This window comes from Aeromonas sp. 61P (assembly GCF_051919545.1).
GTDB classification, from domain to species: Bacteria; Pseudomonadota; Gammaproteobacteria; order Enterobacterales; family Aeromonadaceae; genus Aeromonas; species Aeromonas veronii.
Map to the genome: position 1 here is coordinate 3,048,118 of NZ_JBQBEL010000001.1, position 19,058 is coordinate 3,067,175.

Below are 19,058 nucleotides of genomic sequence, written 5' to 3' on the forward strand. Positions count from 1 at the left end.
CAAGAGTAAGGACGACACATGATTGAGCAATTCTTCCGACCCGAGCAACTGGGTCAGGCTTTGGAACTCAAGGCCCGCTTTGGCAACGACGCCGTCTACATGGGGGGCGGCAGCAAGCTCAACGCCGCCCCGACCCGCACCGACAAGAAGGTCGCCATCTCGCTGGACAAGCTCGGACTTGGCCAGATTGAGCAGCAGCACGGCCAGCTCCATATCGGCGCCACCGTCACCCTGCAGACCCTGAAAGATGATCCCCGTACCCCGGCCGCCCTGTGCGAGGCGCTGGGGTTTGTCTACTCCCGCCATCTGCGCAATCAGGCCACTCTCGGTGGCGAGCTTGCCTGCCAACAGCAGGATTCCCCCTTGCTGCCGGTGCTGCTGGTGCTCGAAGCGGTGGTGGTGCTGGAGAACAACCTGCTGCAACCCATCGACGCCTATCTGGCGGGGCAGCGCAATGCCCTGGTGCTGGGGATTGTGCTGCCGGAGCCTGAACTGCGCTGCGCCACTCGCCGCATCAGCCGCAATGCCGATGGCTTGGCGGTAATGACCGCCGCCGTGGCCCTCGACAGCATTGGCGAAATACGGGTAGCCGTCGCTGGCGTTACCCCGCAGCCGATGCGCTTGCGTGATGTGGAGCGCCGCGATCTGCACGACGCTGCGCTGGAGGCGGCCGTGAGCGAGCTGATTGCGCCCCGTGAGGATCTGGCGGGCAGCATAAGTTACAAGCGGTATATCACCGGTGTGGTAGTGGCGGATCTGCTGGTGGACTGCCAGCAGCAGGAGGTACAGGCATGATGGAACTCAACTTCACACTAAACGGTGCCCTGCGCACCGTCATCACCCCGGCTGGCGAGAATGCCCAGCGGGTGCTGTTCAACCAGTGCCGGATGCACTCGGTGCGCAACAGCGACGACGGCTTCGGCTTTGCCGGCTCCGACGCCATTCTCTTCAATGGCAAGGTGATCAACGCCTCCCTGCTGATCGCCGCTCAGCTGGATGGAGCCGACGTGCGCACCGCCGAGTCGCTGGGCAGCTGGAACCAGCTCAGTCTGGTGCAGCAGGCGATGGTAGATGTGGGGGTGGTGCAGTCGGGCTACAACGATCCGGCTGCGGCGCTCATCGTCACCGACCTGCTTGATCGCCACCCCGAGCCCACCCGTGATCAAATCGACGACGCGCTCTCGGGCCTGTTTCACCGCGATGGCGGTTACCAGCAGTTCTATCAGGCCATCGAGCTCGCTTGCTCACGGATGAAGGATCCCGATTACCTGTGCCAGATCGCCCCGGAGTTTCGTGACGATCTGCGCCATATCGGCAAGAGCTGCCCGAAAGTGGACGCCGCCAAGATGGTGCAGGCCAAGCCCTGCTATGTGGAGGATCGGGTCACCGAGGATGCACTGATCATCAAGATGCTGCGCAGTCCCCATCCCCATGCGGTGATCACCAAACTCGATGTGAGCCGCGCCGAGGCGCTGCCGGGTGTAGTGCATGTCATTACCTATCTCAACTGCCCGGATGTGTTTTACACCCCAGGTGGCCAGAGTGCCCCCGAGCCGTCACCGCTTGATCGCCGTATGTTCAGCCGCAAGGTGCGCCACGTAGGTGACAGGGTCGCCGCCGTGGTGGCCGAGAGCGAAGCCATCGCATTGGCAGCCCTGAAACTCATCGATGTCGAGTATCAGGTGCTGCCTGCGGTCATGACCATCGATGAGGCGATGGCCCCCAATGCGCCGCTGGTGCACGACGAGCCCATCGTCTACATGGCTGGTGCGCCGGCGGATCTCGAGCAGCAGAACGCCTGCTCGGTGCGCCGCGGCGACGAGCACATGATCATCAACTTCCCCATCGGCTCCCGCCCGCACGAGAACCTGGCCGCCAGTGTCCATGGCCAGATCGGTGACGTGGCAAAAGGTTTTGCCGAGGCGGACGAGATTGTCGAGCGCACCTACGAATCGACCCAGGCCCAGCAGTGCCCGACCGAGCCGCACATCTGCTTCACCTACATGGATGGGGATCGTCTGGTTATTCACGCATCCACTCAGGTGCCGTGGCACGTGCGCCGTCAGGTGGCGCGTATCGTCGGCCTCAAGCAACATCAGGTGCACGTGATCAAGGAGCGGGTAGGGGGTGGTTTTGGCTCCAAGCAGGACATCCTGCTGGAAGAGGTGTGCGCCTGGGCGACCAAGGTCACCGGCCGTCCGGTCACCTTCCGCTACACCCGTGAAGAGGAGTTCATCAGCAACACCTCCCGCCACGTGGCCAAGGTGAAGGTGAAAGTGGGGGCCAAAAAAGATGGCACCATCACCGCCATCGATATGGATTTTCGTGCCAACACCGGCCCTTATGGCAACCACTCCCTGACGGTGCCAAGCAACGGCCCGGCGCTCTCCCTGCCGCTCTATCCGTGCGACAACGTGCGCTTTACCGTCAACACCTACTACAGCAACATCTGCCCGACTGGCGCCTATCAGGGTTATGGCGCGCCCAAGGGCAACTTCGCCCTGACCATGGCGATTGCCGAACTTGCCGAGAAACTGGGTATTGATCAGCTCGACATGGTGGAGCACAACCGGGTGCACGAAGGGGATATCCTCAAGGTGCTGGGTGCCATCGGCGAGGGCAAGATGCCTACTTCGGTGCCCCACGCCGCCAGCTGCGCCCTCGAGCCCATCCTCAAACAGGGTCGCGAACTGATTGCCTGGGATAGCCCTAAACCCGCCGACGGGGATTGGCGCATCGGCCGTGGCGTCGCCATCATCATGCAAAAATCGGGGATCCCGGACATCGATCAGGCCAACTGCATGGTCAAACTGGAATCGGACGGCACCTTTATCGTCCACTCCGGTGGCGCCGATATCGGCACTGGCCTCGATACCGTGGTGGCCAAGCTGACCGCCGAAGTGCTGCACTGTCCGCTCGGGGATGTGCACGTCATCTCCGGTGATACCGACCACGCCCTGTTCGACAAGGGGGCTTACGCCTCGTCAGGTACCTGCTTCTCCGGCAACGCGGCCAAGAAGGCGGCCGAGAACCTCAAGGAGAAGATCCTGTTCCACGGTGCAGCCATGCTGGGCGAGCCGGTAGCAGATGTTGAGCTGGCGTTCCCGGGCGTGGTGCGCGGCAAGCTGGGGGAGGTGACCCTCGCCAAGCTGGCCCACAAGGCCGAGACCGGTACCGGCTTCGGTATCCTCGTGGGCACCGCCAGCTACATCACCTCTGAGCTTGCCTTCCCGTACGGGGCCAACTTCGCCGAGGTGGCTGTCAACGTCAGAACCGGCGAGATCCGGCTCGACAAGTTCTACGCCCTGCTCGACTGCGGCACCCCCATCAACCCGGAGCTGGCCCTCGGCCAGATCTACGGGGCGACCATGCGGGCCATCGGCCACACCATGACCGAAGAGATCTGCTACGACAGCAAGGGCATCCCGCTCACCCGGGATCTGAAGAGCTATGGCGCGCCCAAGATTGGCGACATTCCCCGCGACTTCCGGGCCTTCCTGGTGCCGAGTGACGACAAGGTCGGCCCTTACGGCGCCAAGTCCATCTCGGAGATCGGGGTGAACGGCGCCGCGCCCGCCATCGCCACCGCCATCCACGACGCCTGCGGTGTCTGGCTGCGCAAGTGGCACTTCACGCCGGAGCAGATCCTGCGCGAACTGGGCAAGCTGGAGCAAAAAGTGTCGGCATAACAAAAGAAAAGGTGAGGGGCGGGCGCCAGCTCGTCCCCAGCGCCTGACGGCGGAATGAGTACTCCGCCTACATTCTGTGTGATGGGACAAACACGATGTCTAAAACAACACGCAAGCACTCGGATCTCATTTACGAGCTGGAAGACAAACCCCCGTTTTATCAAACCCTGATGGGTGCAGTGACCCATCTGCTGGCGATTTTTGTTCCCATGGTGACCCCGGCGCTGATCGTCGGCGGTGCCCTGGGCCTATCCACCGAGATCACCGCCTATCTGGTCTCCATGGCGATGATCGCCTCCGGTATCGGCACCTGGCTGCAGGTAAACCGTTATGGCCCCATCGGTTCTGGGCTGCTCTCCATCCAGTCGGTCAACTTCTCCTTCGTCACCGTGATGATCGCCCTCGGCGGCGCCATGAAAAAAGATGGCATCCACGAGGAGCTGATCGTCTCGACCCTGCTCGGGGTCTCCTTTGTCGGTGCCTTTCTGGTGATGGGCTCCTCCTTCGTGCTGCCCTACCTCAAGCGGGTGATCACCCCGACCGTGAGCGGTGTGGTGGTGCTGATGATTGGTCTGAGTCTTATCAAGGTGGGGATCATCGACTTTGGCGGCGGCTTCTCCGCAATGAGCAGCGGCACCTTTGGCAAATACGAGCACATCGGGCTGGGGCTCTTGGTGCTCTGCGTTATCGTCGCCTTCAACTGCAGCCGAAGCCCGCTGCTGCGGATGAGTGGCATTGCCATCGGCCTGATGGTGGGCTATGCGGTGGCCCTGATGCTTGGCATGGTGGATTTCTCCGCCCTTGAGAACCTGCCGCTTATTACGGTACCGATCCCGTTCAAGTACGGTTTCTCCTTCGATTTTCACGCCTTTATGCTGGCGGGCACCATCTATCTGTTGAGCGTGCTGGAGGCGGTGGGGGACATCACCGCCACCGCCATGGTCTCCCACCGGGATATTCAGGGTCCCGAGTTTCAAAAACGGCTCTCCGGCGGCGTGCTGGCTGATGGGTTGGTCTCGGTCATTGCCTCGGCCCTCGGCTCTTTGCCACTCACCACCTTTGCCCAGAACAACGGCGTTATCCAGATGACCGGAGTGGCGTCACGCCATGTGGGCAAGTTTATCGCCGTCATTCTGGTGCTGCTGGGGCTTTTCCCCGTAGTGGGACGCTTCTTTACCACCATACCGTCACCTGTGATGGGGGGCGCCATGGTCATCATGTTCTCCATGATCGCCATCGCCGGTGGTCGCATCATCATCAGCCACGGTTTCGATCGGCGGGAGACCCTGATTGTCGCCACTTCGCTGGGTCTTGGGCTCGGGGTCTCCTATGACCCGAACGTCTTCAAGGTGCTGCCGGCGGGTATCTACATGCTGGTGGAGAACCCCATCTGCGCCGGCGGCATCACCGCCATCATCATGAATCTGGTGCTGCCGCAAAGCCGCAAACGCAAGGCGGCCGTCAGGGATGCAGAGGCGGTTGAAGTGATCCAGCTGAGCGACAAGCCGGATGTGAGCTTTACCGCCCGCAGTGTGGGCCAGCCATCGGCCAGCAAGGGGGAGGGTTCACCAGAGCCAGTGCCCGGGCAGGCGGTGGCGCCACAAGTGGAACGGATCTGACGGTTAAACCGGCAAAAAACGTCAACAGAACAAGAAAAACAGGGAAACGGTTATGAAAAACGACAACTCTGTCAAAGCGGTACGCGGCAGCTTCTTCGATATCACCCGGGTGGTGGATCAGCCCGAGGAGATTGAGTCCAACGCCCGTCTTATCGAGGATGGTCTGCTGATCATTCGCAACGGTTGCATCGACTGGTTTGGTGAGTGGGAGGAGGGCAAGGATCGCATTCCGGCCGAGGTGCGGGTGCGCGATTATCGCGGCAAGATGATAGTGCCGGGCTTTGTCGATACCCACATTCACTATCCCCAGAGCGAGATGGTAGGGGCCTATGGCGAGCAACTGCTGGAGTGGCTCAACCGCCACACCTTCCCGGCCGAGCGGCGCTACAACGATCTCGAATATGCCCGCGAGATGTCCACCTTCTTTATCAAACAGCTGCTGCGAAACGGCACCACCACGGCGCTGGTGTTTGGCACAGTGCACCCCGAGTCGGTGGATGCCCTGTTCGAGGCGGCCAGCCGCATCAATATGCGGATGATCGCGGGCAAGGTGATGATGGATCGCAATGCGCCCGACTATCTGCTCGACACCGCCGAGAGCAGCTATGTGCAGAGCAAGCAGCTTATCGAGCGCTGGCACGGCAATGGTCGGCTGCTCTATGCCATCACACCACGATTTGCACCCACCTCGACACCCGAGCAGCTGACGATGGCGCGGCGACTGCGCGAAGAGTTTCCCACCACCTATCTGCACACCCATCTGTGCGAAAACAAGGACGAGATCGCCTGGGTAAAATCCCTCTTCCCGGCGCACAAGGGTTATCTCGATGTCTATCACCAGCATGGGCTGACCGGCCACAACTGCGTGTTTGCCCACTGCGTCCATCTGGAAGAGCAGGAGTGGGATTGCCTGAAGGAGACCGGCTCCACTATCGCCTTCTGTCCCACATCGAATCTTTATCTCGGCAGCGGGCTCTTCAAGCTACACAAGGCGTGGCGCAAGCAGGTGAAGGTGGGGATGGGCACCGACATCGGTGCGGGCACCACCTTCAACATGCTGCAGACCCTCAACGAGGCCTACAAGGTGATGCAGTTGCAGGGCGAGCGGCTCTCGGCCTATCAGGCCTTCTATCTGGCGACCCTGGGCGGTGCCCATTCGCTGGGGTTGGACGAGAAGATCGGCAGCTTTGCGGTGGGCAAGGAGGCGGATTTCGTGGTGCTCGACCCGGTCGCCACCCCGCTGCAGCAGCTGCGTTATGACAACTCCACCACCCTGCGGGACAAGCTCTTTGTGCTGTTGACCCTGGGGGATGACAGATCCATCTACCGCACCTATGTGGATGGCCAACTGGTGCATGAACGGGGGTAGGGCTTGTAGTGGGCTGCCGCGGCGCAGCCCCAACGAATACGGCGGCTGGCGTGCCCCACAGGGGCGCCAGTCTTGCCGCACCACAGGGGATCTCCCCGCATAGAACGTGAAATGGCCCGGTTTTTTTGACCAGCAAGGCAAACGTTTGAGTCAAGGCTGCCTGCCCTGGTCTGTCTGTCGCATCCTCTGCCACCATCGCCTGTTTCTCATCAGACTGGCGCGAGGCAGACCCGCAGATCCTGTCGCCATTTCGTCATGGAACATTCAGGCGCGTGTGAAGGAGTTGGGTATGACCCAAGCAAACAGCAGGACAAACAGCGTGGAACAGCTGGCCAATGATGACGCCAGCCCGAGCGCATCAAAGCAACAGCCGCTCACGGCTCTTGATCGCTACTTTATGATCAGCGAGCGGGGCAGCAACGTCAGACAGGAGGTGCTGGCGGGCCTCACCACCTTCCTTGCCATGGTCTACTCGGTGATCGTGGTGCCGAGCATGCTCGGCAAGGCGGGCTTTCCCCCCGGCGCCGTGTTTGTCGCCACCTGTCTGGTGGCGGGTTTCGGTTCGCTCTTGATGGGGCTCTGGGCCAAGTTGCCGATGGCCATCGGTTGCGCTATTTCCCTCACGGCGTTTACTGCCTTCAGTCTGGTGCTGGGGCAGCAGATCCCCATTCCGGTGGCGCTGGGGGCCGTCTTCCTGATGGGGGTACTGTTTACCGCCATCTCGGTGACCGGGGTGCGTAGCTGGATCCTCGACAACCTGCCGATGGGGATTGCCCACGGTACCGGCATCGGGATTGGTCTCTTCCTGCTGCTTATCGCCGCCAACGGGGTGGGGCTGGTGATCAAGAACCCGCTCGAGGGGTTGCCGGTGGCGCTGGGGGCTTTTACCTCCATGCCGGTCATTATGTCCCTGATCGGCCTGGCGGTGATCTTCGGGCTGGAGAAGCTGAGAGTGCCGGGGGGGATCCTGCTGGTGATTATCGCCATCTCCATCTTTGGTCTCATTTTCGATCCGGCGGTGAAATATCAGGGGCTGTTCGCCCTGCCGAGCCTGTCGGACGATCAGGGCAAGTCCCTCATCTTCAGTCTGGATATCATGGGGGCCCTCTCGCCGCTGGTGTTGCCCAGCGTGCTGGCGCTGGTGATGACAGCGGTATTCGATGCCACCGGCACCATCCGGGCCGTGGCGGGGCAGGCCAACCTGCTGGATAAGGATGGTCACATCATCAACAGCGGCAAGGCGCTCAGTGCCGACTCGGTCAGCAGCATCTTCTCCAGTCTGGTGGGGGCGGCCCCGGCTGCCGTCTATATCGAATCGGCGGCGGGCACGGCGGCGGGAGGCAAAACCGGCCTGACCGCGACCGTGGTCGGCGGCCTGTTCCTGCTGATGCTGTTCCTCTCGCCGCTCTCTTATCTGGTGCCCGCCTATGCCACGGCGCCGGCACTGATGTATGTGGGGCTCTTGATGCTGAGCAACGTCACCAAACTCGATTTCGATGACTTTGTCGGGGCCATGTCCGGGTTGGTGTGCGCCGTCTTTATCGTGCTCACCTGCAATATTGTCACCGGCATCATGCTTGGCTTCAGCTCGCTGGTGATCGGCCGCATCTGCTCGAAGGAGTGGCACAAGCTCAACGTCGGCACCGTGGTCATCGCCCTGGCGCTGGTGCTCTTTTATGCTGGAGGGTGGGCTATTTAGGGATAACCCGCCCGTTTGGGGTCGCTCTGGCGGCCCCATTTTTATATCTGCGGCGCTCTGATCGTCAACGTTGGTTACCATGCCTTAGCCGCTGGTGCCATCGCGATACCATTTTGATAAATCCTCCTACCAGATTGATAGGCTCCCACCTTGCTCTCCTCGCTCTGCCGTTTTTTTCACCGCAAATGTGCCCCGTTTGCTCAGGGGCTGCCCTTGGCTTGTCGCTGCGAGCCAACAAAAGCGGGCTAGATGGGATCCCCTTCACACTTCTCCCCATTGTCCTGACGATGGCGGGAAACAGGCGCATATCTTGCTGTTTTTTATACCGGTTCCAGATTTTTCCCTTCGAAAAAAGGACTTGCATATGTCCATAGGATTACCGCTCAAGCGGGTGGATGCCGAGGCCAAGGTGACCGGCAGCGCCCGCTATACCGATGACAACATCATGCTCGGGATGCGCCACGCCAAGTACGTGCGAAGCAATATTGCCCACGGCAAGGTGCTTGCCATCGATGCGACCGAGGCACTGGCCCTGCATGGGGTCGAAGCCGTGTTTACCCATGAGGATGTGCCCACCACCTGTTTTCGCACCGCCGGTCACGCCTGGTCCCTCGATGAGGCGAAACGGGATGTGAAAGACCGGCGTCTGCTCACCGACCATGTACGCCACTTTGGCGATGGGGTCGCCATAGTCGTAGCCCGTGATCCGCTGGTGGCCGAGAAGGCTGCCGCGCTGGTCAAGGTGACTTACGAGCCGCTGCCGGTGATGACAGATGCCCAAAGCGCGCTGGCCGACGGTGCCTATCCCATCCACCCGAGCGGCAATCTGCTGCGCCAAAGCCAGCTTCGCGCCAATGACCCGGAGCAGGCCATTGCCTCCGCTGACCTGCAATTTCAGGCGCACTACCGGACGCCGGTGGTGCAGCACTGCCATCTGGAGACGGTGACCTGCTACGCCTACATGGATCAGCCGGACCACATCATCGTCGTCAGCAGTACCCAGATCCCCCAGATTGTGCGCAGCCGGGTGGCCAAATCCCTCGGCCTGCCCTGGTCGAGCGTACGGGTGATCAAGCCCTATATGGGCGGCGGTTTTGGTAACAAGCAGGATGTGCTGGAAGAGCCGATGGCGGCGTTTTTGAGCTACAAACTCGGCGGCGTGCCGGTCAAGGTGACCTTGAGCCGGGAGGAGTGTTTTTTTGCCTCCCGCACCCGCCATGGCTTTGCCATCGATGGCAAGATTGGCCTCAACCGCGATGGCACCCTCAAAGGCTATCAGCTCGACGTGCTCTCCAACACCGGCGGCTATGCCTCTCACGGCCACTCCATCGCCAGCGCCGGGGGCAACAAGATCAGCTACCTCTATCCGCGCAGCGCCTTTGGCTACGACGCCAAGACCGTTTACAGCAACCTGCCCACCGCCGGTGCCATGCGCGGTTACGGCGCGCCCCAGGTGATTTTTGCCCTCGAGTGCATGCTGGATGACGCCTGCGCCGAACTGGGGCTGGATCCGCTCGATGTGCGTATCGCCAACGTGGCGCGGGAAGGCGATGTCAATCAGGTCAACCAGAAGACCATCTACAGCGCCGGGTTGCCGGACTGCCTGCAGCGTGGTCGCGAGATGTTCGAGTGGGAGCGACTCAAGGCCGAGTGTCTGGGGCAGGATCCTCACCTTAGGGTGCGGCGCGGCATCGGGGTAGCGTGCTTTAGCTACGGCTCCAACACCTATCCGGTGGGGGTGGAGATCGCCGGTGCCCGCATGCTGCTCAATCAGGATGGCACCGTCAATCTGCAGATCGGCGCCACCGAGATAGGGCAGGGGTCGGACACTGTCTTTGCCCAGATGGCGGCCCAGACATTGGGCATTCCGTTTGAGCAGATCCGGGTCATTTCGACTCAGGATACCGACATCACCGCCTATGATCCTGGCTCGTTCGCCTCGCGTCAGAGCTATGTGGCGGCCCCCGCCATCCATCAGGCGGCGCTGCAGTTGCGGGCCCGCATTTTGTCGCTGGCGGCCCAACTCTGCCATCAGGATGTGGGGTCATTGACTCTGATCGACGGTTACGTGGTGCTGGCCGGTGCGCCGGAGAAGGTGTTGATCAGCGTTGCCGAGGTGTCGGTCAACGCCTACTACCACCTCACTATCGGCGGTCAGATCACCTCCGAGGTCTCCCACAAGACCACCACCAACCCGCCCAGTTTCGGATGCACGTTTGTCGATCTCAGCGTTGATATCGATCTCTGCAAGGTGACCATCAATCGCATCATCAACCTGCACGATGCAGGCAAGATCCTCAACCCGCAGCTGGCGGAGGGGCAGGTGCACGGCGGCATGGGGATGGGGATCGGCTGGTCCCTGTTCGAGGAGATGATCATCGACGCCAAAACCGGCGTGGTACGCAACCCCAACCTGCTCGACTACAAGTTCCCTACCATGCTGGATTTGCCCGAACTTGAATGCGACTTCGTGCAGACCTACGAGCCCCAGTCGGTCTATGGCCACAAATCCCTGGGGGAACCGCCCATTATCTCGCCGGGCCCGGCGATCCGTAACGCCATTCGCATGGCGACCGGGGTGGCCATCAACGAGCTGCCTATCACCCCCAAAACCCTGTTCCGGGAGTTTGTCGCGGCGGGTTTGATTGGCGAGGGATCAGGGGAGGAGCAACACCATGTTTGATATTGCCCGTTACTACAAGGCGCACAGCGTGGCCGAGGCGGTCGCCCTGCGTCAGGCTGATCCCGAGGCGCGTTTGCTGGCCGGTGGCACCGATGTGATGATCCAGCTCCATCACCTCAACGCCGCCTATCGCCATATCGTTGATATTCACGACTTGCCCGAACTCAAAGGGGTGTGCGAGTTGCCTGATGGGTCGATCCGCATCGGCTCCGGCACCACCTTTACCGAGCTCATCGAAAACGAGCTGGTGCAGCGCCGCCTGCCAATGCTGGCCGAAGCCTCTGCCACCATCGCCGGCCCGCAGATCCGCAACGTCGCCACCTATGGCGGCAACATCTGCAACGGCGCCACCAGTGCTGACTCGGCGGCGCCTACCGTCGCGCTCGAGGCCGAGCTTGAGATTGCTGGCCCTAACGGCACACGCCGCATCCCCATCGCCGGTTTTCACACCGGCCCCGGCAAGGTGGCGCTGCAACCGGCGGAAATTCTGGTGGCATTTCACTTTGCGCCGGATTCTCACCCCCATGTGGGCTCCCACTACTTCAAGTACGCCATGCGGGGTGCCATGGATATCGCCACCATCGGCTGCGCCGCCTACTGCCAGATTGAGAAGGGCCACTTCAAGCGCCTGCGGCTGGCCTATGGCGTGGCGGCCCCGACCCCGGTGCGCACTCCTCACGCGGAAGCGGCGGCCGAAGGGCAACCCCTGACTCGTGCCACACTGGCCGCGATTGCCGAGGCGGTGGTGGCCGATGTGGCGCCGCGATCCTCCTGGCGGGCGGAAAAGGAGTTTCGCCTGCACCTTATCAAAACCCTGGCGCAGCGGGTGGTCGCCTGCGCAGTCGAACGTGCCGGAGGCAAGATCCTATGATGCAACCGCAAAGCTGTCCCGCAGTGGAGATCCAGTGCGAGATCAACGGCAAGCCTTACTCCTATGCAGTGCCGCCCACCATGTCGTTGCTCCATTTCCTGCGCGGGCAGGGGCTTATCAGTGTGAAAGAGGGGTGCAGTGTCGGTGAGTGCGGCGCCTGTACCGTGCGGGTGGATGGCACTGCCATCGACAGCTGCCTCTATCTGGCGGTGTGGGCCGATGGCAAATCCATTCGCACCGTGGAGGGAGAGCGCAAAGGTAACGAACTCTCCGACGTGCAGCAGGCCTTTATCGACGAGGGGGCGGTGCAGTGCGGTTTTTGCACCCCGGGCCTCGTGATGGCGAGCGCGGCTCTGCTCGACAAGACCGAACGCCGTCCGCTGACCGATGCGGAGATCCGCCGCGGGCTGTCGGGCAATCTGTGCCGCTGCACCGGGTATCAGAACGTGGTGCGGGCGGTGAAGAAGTGCTGCAAGGGTTGAAAGCAGTTTGCCCCTTCGGTGACGAAAGCCGCGTAACAAGCAATAAAACCAAAGGCCCGTCTCGCAAGAGGCGGGCCTTCTCTCTTTGAGTCGTTAACCGGGTTGATTACCCTTTTTGCGGCTCGATCACCAGTTTGCCATCCTTGACCGGAATGGTGGCGCCCGGGACTTGCTTCATGCGGATCACCCCCTCCTGACCGGCGAGGCGATAGGTCACGTCATAACCAATGGTGTTGACGCTCGTATCCTGTACGGTTTTGCAGCGCTGCTCGGTGGTGGTGTAGGTATCGCCCGCCTGCATATTGCCCTGCACCTGATTGCCGGCATAACCTCCCGCGACCGCCCCGGCGGCAGTAGCCACCTTCTTGCCGCTGCCACCGCCAAACTGGTGGCCGACCACGCCACCCAGCGCCGCGCCCACCACGGTGCCGAGGATCTTGTGCTCATCCTGTACCGGCTTGCGGTGAGTCACGGTGACGTTGCGACACTCCTGGCGGGGAGTCTTGATGGTCTCGGTGATCGGCTTGCTGGCGATCACCTCGGCAAAGGTGGGCTGGGGTGTAAAGAGGGAGCCGCTGGCCGCGGCCGAGAGCGCCAGGGCCGAGGCGATGCCAATACCGATACCTGCCATCATGGATCTGTTCATCTTGTTGTTCTCCTGCATACCCACACGGGCTGTTCCAATCTGGCGCCATCTTGTCACAACCGGTTGGCCGGACAAGGCGAGGGGGATGGGTCTGCGACAGGCACTGGCAAGGTCAAAAAACAGCCACCATGAAAAAGTGTCTGACTTTGGCGACAACGGACTAAAAGTGACCGGTTTCCGACGTGTGGTGAACTTAGCAAGTGTGATAAGGAGCAATTCGAGTCGCAATTTGCAAGGCGGGCGGTGAGCAGCATGCCAGAGTGGCAAAGTGCTGACGGGGGCAGGTCAAGGAAGGTCTTGAACAAGGGCTCTGTTCGTTGAGATGGCCACGCAAGTGGTTGATAAATGGCTCCAGCCCCATCGGATGTTGGCCGATAAGAGATCACGGCAAGCATTTTGCTTTGATTGGGTGAAGCAGAGGGTGAACGGGTCGGCAGACAACTGCGTAAGACCTGATATGAAGAGGTTAACCCGAGATCATCGGATCAATGAGGGGGAGATATGTCAATGTTACCCAGCTGGATCACCCCGGCCATCCAGGCCAACATCATCACGGTGCAGCAGGCCGAACGTCTGCTTTCATCCCTCTACCGACCCCTGGCCGAGCAGGGAGAGGAGTTCCCGCCGATATCGCCGACATCAGCCTCAAACTCTACTGCTTCCGCCAGCAGGGGCGGGTGCGCCACTAAGGCTGACAAAAGAACACCCCGCGCCAGGCTCGGGGTGTTGTCACTCATGTATCACAGGCCCATCAGGCCAACATCACTTGCGCCACCAGCATCAGGGCGCCAAATCCCAGCACAAAGCCCACCATGGGCAGCACGAACTTGACCCACTTGTTGAACTGGATGCCGAGCATCTGCAGAGTGACCAGCACCAGTCCGGTGGGGGCCAGAAACAGCATGGCGTATTGGCCCCAGTTGTAGGCCGACACCACGATATAGCGAGGGATCATCACGGTATCCGCCAGCGGCGCCATGATGGGCATGGAGAGCACCGCGAGCCCCGAGGAGGAGGGCACCACCAGCCCCAAGAGGGTGAACACCAGCATCTGCGCCACCGCGAACACGGCGCCATGCATGCCGGAGACCAGACCGGAGGCGTAGGCCAGAATAGTGTCCGAGATCATCCCCTGATCCAGTACCAGATTGACCCCCCGCGCCAGCCCGATGATGAGGGAGACGGCCACCAGCTCCGACGCCCCCTGAGTGAAGGCCTCGACCGCCTCTTTCTCTTTGAGACCCGAGATAAAAATGATGATGATGGCGATGGTCAGGAAGGAGGCCGCCATCTGCGGGAACCACCAACCGGCCATGGAGACGCCCCACACCATCAGCGGGAAGGCGAGGATAAACAGGGTCAGAATGATCTTGCGGCGCAGGGTGAAGGGCACCCCTTCGTCCATAGAGCCCTCTTTGAGAAAACGGGCGCGAAAACTCTCTCTGTCCTCATAGGTGTAGGAGAAGGCTGGATTGGCCTTGATCTTCTTGCAGTACCAGTAGAGATAACCGATCACCACCAGGGTGCCCACCAGACAGCCAATGGCGCGAAAGATCAGCCCTTCGGTAAAGGGAATGCCGGCGGCATTGGAGGCGATCACCACCGAGAAGGGATTGATGGTGGAGAAGGTGGTGCCCATGGAGGCGGCGAGGAAGATGGCCCCTACGCAGACGATGGAGTCATAGCCGAGCGCCAGAAAGATGGGTACCAGTATGGGGTAGAAGGCGACCGCTTCTTCCTCCAGTCCGCAGGTGGTGCCTCCCAGCGCCATCACGAAGCAGACCAGCGCCACAAACAGGAACTCGTTGCCCCGGGTCTTGTATGAGAGGGCGACCAGCCCCGCACTGAATGCGCCTGTCTTGTTGATGACGCCGATCAGCCCCCCGAGCACCAGAATAAAGACGATGATATCCGCCCCCTCTATGGTGCCCTTGACCATGCTGACCGCCACGTCACCGAACCCCTTGGGCGCTTGCTCCAATCGGGCATAGGTGCCGGGAATGGCAATGGGCTTGCGGATGGTGCCGTTGGTAAATTGCTCCACCGCAATATTGATATTAAGTTTTGCCAGGGCATCCTGGGTTGCGGGAAGTCGGCTTATTTCCCCCTGTGGGCTATTGACCATCAGACTTTCACTGGCTGGATTATAAGAGAGCTTGGCATAGGCGCCCGCCGGAATTATCCAGGTCAGTGCAATGGCCAGTAACATAATAAGAAACAGAATGGTAAATGCAGTAGGGAATTGTCTGCGTGGTGTGGTATTCGGCACGGCACACATAAAATGCTCCTTGATAAAGCAGGTTTGGGCTCGGCGGAATATCGGGTCGATAGGGTTTCTGCATCATACATCCAAGGTACGCAAACTCACTGTGGATTGCGTAGTGATTGGCGAGAAATCTGGCCTGATATTGAACATCCGGTAGATTGTTTCACGTTGTAACCGTAACCCGTGTGTGGCTGAATGAACATGGTGCCATGCTCGCTTTATGGGATGGCTCACAAAATTTATTTTCCATGGATTTAACAGCTGATATGAAATAAAAGTTATTATGCAATAACTATTTCAGCTTTCGTTTTATGCGGTTTACCTTAAATAAAGGTCATGAAAATAGTGCGTGCCGAGATGAATGAAATGACATATAAAGCAGTTTTGACGGAATAATATTCCATTATCGTCATTTTTCGTTATTCGCCAAAAACAGCCTGTGAAAAAAATGGCACGCTTTCCCGTAATGAAATATTTTTTGCAACGAAAACAGGGGGCCTCTGTTGGCAGCAGGCTGCCCCTGTCTAAGACGTTTTGCTAATACCTGCCGCTGCAGGCTCACTGTTAGGCTGTCATCCCCATAAGAGACCAGTGACGGGCAGGATGCCCATGTCGCTGTCTGATCTCTGATTGATCCCGAAATAGCCCGTTTTGTGCCACTTGTGAGGAAGGAATCCGATGACAGTGCAGAACATCTATGAGCGCGACCTTGCCAAAACCGCCGCCAATTTCGAGGCCCTGACCCCCATCAGCTTTCTGGGGCGGGCGGAGCGGGTCTATCCCGACTATCCGGCGCTGATCCACGGCTCGCTGCGCCAGAGCTGGGGCGAGACCGCCCGCCGTTGCCGTCAGTTGGCCTCGGCCCTGAGGCTTCGCGGCATCGGGGAAGGGGATACCGTCTCCATCGTTGCGCCCAATATCCCGGCGATGTTTGAAGCTCACTTCGGGGTGCCCATGAGCGGCGCCGTGCTCAACACCATCAATACCCGGCTCGATGCCGAGTCGATGGCCTTTATCTTCCAGCATGCCCAGAGCAAGGTGGTGCTGGTGGACAGGGAGTTTGGCCCTGTGGTGCGCAAGGCATTGGATCTGCTGGAGAGCCAACCGTTGGTCATCGCCATCGACGATCCCCTCTACCGGGAGGGTGCGCTGATCAGTGACCTCGACTATGAGGTGTTTCTTGCAGAGGGGAATGGGGATGAGCCTGGCTGGTTGCCGCAAGATGAGTGGCAGGCCATCTCCCTTAACTACACCTCCGGCACCACCGGCAATCCCAAGGGGGTGGTCTATCACCATCGCGGTGCCCACCTCAACGCCATCAACAACGTGCTCTCCTGGGAGCTGCCCAAACATCCCGTCTACCTCTGGACCTTGCCGATGTTTCACTGCAACGGCTGGTGTTTCCCTTGGACGCTGGCGGCCACCGCCGGGGTGAGCGTCTGCCTGCGTCATGTGCAGGCCGCCGCCATTTATGAGGCGCTGCACGAGCACAAGGTGAGCCACTTCTGCGCGGCGCCCATCGTGCTCAATATGCTCAACAATGCCGACCCGGCGCTCAAGCAGGGGCTGGATCACCCCATCAAGGTGATGACCGCTGGCGCTGCGCCCCCCGCCACCGTGATCGCCGGCATGGAAGCGATGGGGATCGCCGTGACCCACGTCTATGGCCTCACCGAAACCTATGGCCCCTGCGTGTTGTGCGAGCCGCAAAGAAGTTGGCAAGGGCAGGATGCTACTGCGCTCTCCCGCCTCAAGGCACGGCAGGGAGTTGCGTCGCCCCTGCAGGGGGAGATGCGGGTTATCAATCCGGTCACTGGCGAGCCGGTGGCCAAGGATGGCAAAACCATAGGGGAGATAGTGCTGCGCGGTAATGTGGTGATGAAAGGCTATCTCAAAAATCCGGCGGCCAGCGCCGAGGCGATGGCGGAGGGGTGGTTTCGCAGTGGCGATCTGGCGGTATGGCACCCGGATGGTTATGTGGAGATCAAGGACAGATCCAAGGACATCATCATCTCCGGCGGGGAGAACATCTCCAGTCTGGAGGTGGAGGATGTGCTCTATCGCCATCCCGATGTGGACGAAGCGGCGGTGATCGCCATGCCTGATGAGAAGTGGGGGGAGGTACCCTGCGCCTTCGTGAAACTGAAAGAAGGGCGAGAGACTACCCAGGCGGAGTTGATCGCCTTTTGCCGGGAGCAGATGGCCCACTTCAAGGCCCCCAAACGCATCATCTTCACCCCATTGCCGAAAACCTCCACCGGCAAGGTGCAAAAATTTGTGCTGCGCAAACAGCTGGGGTAGCGGCCTGTTCGTAAGGAGCCAGCACAGCCATTCATAGGAGGGAGATACGAGGGAGCTGGAGGGCTGCTGGCCCTCCCGTTGTATGGCTAGGGTGCCTTGCAGGCGACGCAGTTGCGGCCGCTCTGTTTAGCCTGATAGAGCATCTGATCGGCGCGGGCGTAGAGGCTCTCCATCAGCTCCCCTTCGCCATTTTCCACCAGTCCGGCGCTGATGGTGATGACCAGCTTATCCCCATCGGGCAGGGGCAGCGGGCTTTGCATCACCTGCAGGCGCAGCCGCTCGGCCAGAGATGCGGCGGCCGAGAGGGTGGTGTTGGGTAGCAAGATGGCAAACTCGTCACCGCCGATGCGGGCCAGCACATCTTCGCTGCGCAGCACCGATTGCATCACCCTGCCCAGATGCACCAGCGCGCTATCCCCAAGGGGATGGCCGAAGCGATCGTTAATGCACTTGAACTGATCCACATCCAGCACCATCAGCACCGAGGTGAGATGGTGGCGCATGTCCAGACTGAGGTTCTTCTCGCACAGTTCGAAAAAGAAACGGCGGTTGTAGAGACCGGTGAGGCCATCGCGTACCGACTGCTGGTGCAACTGCTCCTTGAGCTGGTGCAGTTCGGTAATGTCGGAGGAGATACCGATCAGGGTGGGAGTGCCATCCCCCAGCAGAAAGGGCACCTTGACCGACCAGTAGTAGTGCTGATTTCCTTCGGGATCGGTCAGCATCTCTTCCCCGGCTTGCAGCTCGCCGGTTTCGAATACCCGGTTGTCCAGCCGCCACAGCTGGCAGGCGCTGGCAGCCGGGATCACCTCATCATCGCGCCGATTGATGATCTGCTCGGCAGGAATGCCCAGCAGATCGGCGACCTTTTGGTTGACGTAGAGAAAGCGGTGCAGGCTGTCCTTCATATAGATATGGGCATCCACATTGGCGAGGATGAGCTCCAGCAGCTGATGCTGCTCCGCCAGCCGCGCCTCGATCAGCTTGTGTTCGGTGATATCGGTGGAGATGCCGCACAGGCCGATCAGGTTGCCATCCCGGTCATACATGGGCTTTTTGACAGTCCAGTAGCAGCGCTTTTCCCCGGTGGTTTTGAGGTAGTTGACCTCCTCTTGGGCGAGGGCAAGCTGCTGCTCCAGTACCAGTTGATCGTTGCGCTGAATCGCATCCGAGAATTCGAGATCAAAAAAAGCCCGATCATCCTGCCCCTGCAACTCGGCGAGGGTGCAGCCAAAGAGATCCAGCACCGCCTGATTGGCATAGGTGTAACAGCCCGCCAGATCCTTGGTAAACATGTAGGCGTCCGTCTCGTTGAAGATGGCTTTGAGGTGATCCAGCTCATGCTGTAACTGGATAGAGAAGGGCTCATCCTTCATGGGGCTAACCATCCTTGGTTAAGGGCATCGTTGTATACAGCGCGAATATATGTACCA

12 protein-coding genes and 1 pseudogene are annotated in these 19,058 nt (G+C 60.3%); 10 read left to right on the plus strand and 3 right to left on the minus strand.

The features are described from left to right. Nucleotides 1-18 precede the first annotated feature (18 nt). The 8 genes from ygfM to xdhC all read left to right on the plus strand — a co-directional run bounded on the left by ygfM (nt 19) and on the right by xdhC (nt 12,412). Nucleotides 19-795 (plus strand): molybdopterin-dependent oxidoreductase FAD-binding subunit, encoded by a 777-nt coding sequence (ygfM, locus tag ACTG2O_RS14505; RefSeq protein WP_236284451.1) that lies wholly within the window; start codon nt 19-21, stop codon nt 793-795. After that, nucleotides 792-3,689: a molybdopterin-dependent oxidoreductase Mo/Fe-S-binding subunit gene (locus ACTG2O_RS14510; protein ID WP_439976167.1), complete on the plus strand. Its 2,898-nt coding sequence runs from the start codon at nt 792-794 to the stop codon at nt 3,687-3,689. Before ygfM ends, ACTG2O_RS14510 begins: the two co-directional genes overlap by 4 nt. A 95-nt stretch (nt 3,690-3,784) precedes the next feature. After that, nucleotides 3,785-5,308, plus strand: a complete 1,524-nt coding sequence (locus ACTG2O_RS14515; protein ID WP_201956489.1) for a nucleobase:cation symporter-2 family protein — start codon at nt 3,785-3,787, stop codon at nt 5,306-5,308. Between the two features lie 52 nt (nt 5,309-5,360). After that, nucleotides 5,361-6,677, plus strand: a complete 1,317-nt coding sequence (gene guaD, locus ACTG2O_RS14520) for a guanine deaminase (RefSeq protein WP_123173123.1) — start codon at nt 5,361-5,363, stop codon at nt 6,675-6,677. Nucleotides 6,678-7,074: 397 nt separating this feature from the next. After that, a complete protein-coding gene (locus ACTG2O_RS14525; RefSeq protein ID WP_180343373.1) occupies nt 7,075-8,376 on the plus strand; it encodes an NCS2 family permease in 1,302 nt (433 codons plus the stop codon). A gap of 364 nt (nt 8,377-8,740) precedes the next feature. Then, entirely contained in the window at nt 8,741-11,059 is a 2,319-nt protein-coding gene (gene xdhA / locus ACTG2O_RS14530; RefSeq protein WP_439976169.1) for a xanthine dehydrogenase molybdenum-binding subunit XdhA, read from the plus strand. After that, entirely contained in the window at nt 11,052-11,930 is an 879-nt protein-coding gene (gene xdhB / locus ACTG2O_RS14535) for a xanthine dehydrogenase FAD-binding subunit XdhB (protein ID WP_439976171.1), read from the plus strand. The genes xdhA and xdhB overlap by 8 nt, the downstream gene beginning before the upstream one ends. After that, a complete protein-coding gene (gene xdhC / locus ACTG2O_RS14540) occupies nt 11,927-12,412 on the plus strand; it encodes a xanthine dehydrogenase iron sulfur-binding subunit XdhC (protein WP_005336775.1) in 486 nt (161 codons plus the stop codon). The genes xdhB and xdhC overlap by 4 nt, the downstream gene beginning before the upstream one ends. Nucleotides 12,413-12,518: 106 nt before the next feature. Here the strand turns inward: xdhC and ACTG2O_RS14545 are convergent, their stop codons facing one another. Next, nucleotides 12,519-13,058: a glycine zipper 2TM domain-containing protein gene (locus ACTG2O_RS14545; RefSeq protein ID WP_439976174.1), complete on the minus strand. Its 540-nt coding sequence runs from the start codon at nt 13,056-13,058 to the stop codon at nt 12,519-12,521. A 501-nt stretch (nt 13,059-13,559) separates the two neighbouring features. Here ACTG2O_RS14545 and ACTG2O_RS14550 point away from each other — a divergent pair. Next, nucleotides 13,560-13,747 (plus strand): annotated as a pseudogene (locus ACTG2O_RS14550) (hypothetical protein). A gap of 62 nt (nt 13,748-13,809) precedes the next feature. On the opposite strand, the gene ACTG2O_RS14555 reads toward ACTG2O_RS14550, so the two are convergent. After that, nucleotides 13,810-15,336, minus strand: a complete 1,527-nt coding sequence (locus ACTG2O_RS14555; protein WP_439976176.1) for a YfcC family protein — start codon at nt 15,334-15,336, stop codon at nt 13,810-13,812. A 666-nt stretch (nt 15,337-16,002) separates the two neighbouring features. Between ACTG2O_RS14555 and ACTG2O_RS14560 the strand changes: the two genes are divergently transcribed. After that, complete coding sequence (locus ACTG2O_RS14560; RefSeq protein ID WP_439976178.1) at nt 16,003-17,625, plus strand: acyl-CoA synthetase; 1,623 nt, start codon at nt 16,003-16,005, stop codon at nt 17,623-17,625. Nucleotides 17,626-17,711: 86 nt separating this feature from the next. Here the strand turns inward: ACTG2O_RS14560 and ACTG2O_RS14565 are convergent, their stop codons facing one another. Beyond that, complete coding sequence (locus tag ACTG2O_RS14565) at nt 17,712-19,001, minus strand: sensor domain-containing diguanylate cyclase (RefSeq protein ID WP_439976180.1); 1,290 nt, start codon at nt 18,999-19,001, stop codon at nt 17,712-17,714. Between the last annotated feature and the right edge of the window lie 57 nt (nt 19,002-19,058).

Bases quoted from the DNA above. Each gene is read 5' to 3' on its own strand.
- guaD (WP_123173123.1), top strand. From the start codon at position 5,361: ATGAAAAACGACAACTCTGTCAAAGCGGTACGCGGCAGCTTCTTCGAT.
- xdhA (WP_439976169.1), top strand. From the start codon at position 8,741: ATGTCCATAGGATTACCGCTCAAGCGGGTGGATGCCGAGGCCAAGGTG.
- xdhB (WP_439976171.1), top strand. From the start codon at position 11,052: ATGTTTGATATTGCCCGTTACTACAAGGCGCACAGCGTGGCCGAGGCG.
- ACTG2O_RS14525 (WP_180343373.1), top strand. From the start codon at position 7,075: ATGATCAGCGAGCGGGGCAGCAACGTCAGACAGGAGGTGCTGGCGGGC.
- ACTG2O_RS14515 (WP_201956489.1), top strand. From the start codon at position 3,785: ATGTCTAAAACAACACGCAAGCACTCGGATCTCATTTACGAGCTGGAA.
- ACTG2O_RS14565 (WP_439976180.1), bottom strand. From the start codon at position 19,001: ATGAAGGATGAGCCCTTCTCTATCCAGTTACAGCATGAGCTGGATCAC.
- ACTG2O_RS14560 (WP_439976178.1), top strand. From the start codon at position 16,003: ATGACAGTGCAGAACATCTATGAGCGCGACCTTGCCAAAACCGCCGCC.
- ACTG2O_RS14555 (WP_439976176.1), bottom strand. From the start codon at position 15,336: ATGTGTGCCGTGCCGAATACCACACCACGCAGACAATTCCCTACTGCA.
- ACTG2O_RS14545 (WP_439976174.1), bottom strand. From the start codon at position 13,058: ATGAACAGATCCATGATGGCAGGTATCGGTATTGGCATCGCCTCGGCC.
- ygfM (WP_236284451.1), top strand. From the start codon at position 19: ATGATTGAGCAATTCTTCCGACCCGAGCAACTGGGTCAGGCTTTGGAA.
- ACTG2O_RS14510 (WP_439976167.1), top strand. From the start codon at position 792: ATGATGGAACTCAACTTCACACTAAACGGTGCCCTGCGCACCGTCATC.
- xdhC (WP_005336775.1), top strand. From the start codon at position 11,927: ATGATGCAACCGCAAAGCTGTCCCGCAGTGGAGATCCAGTGCGAGATC.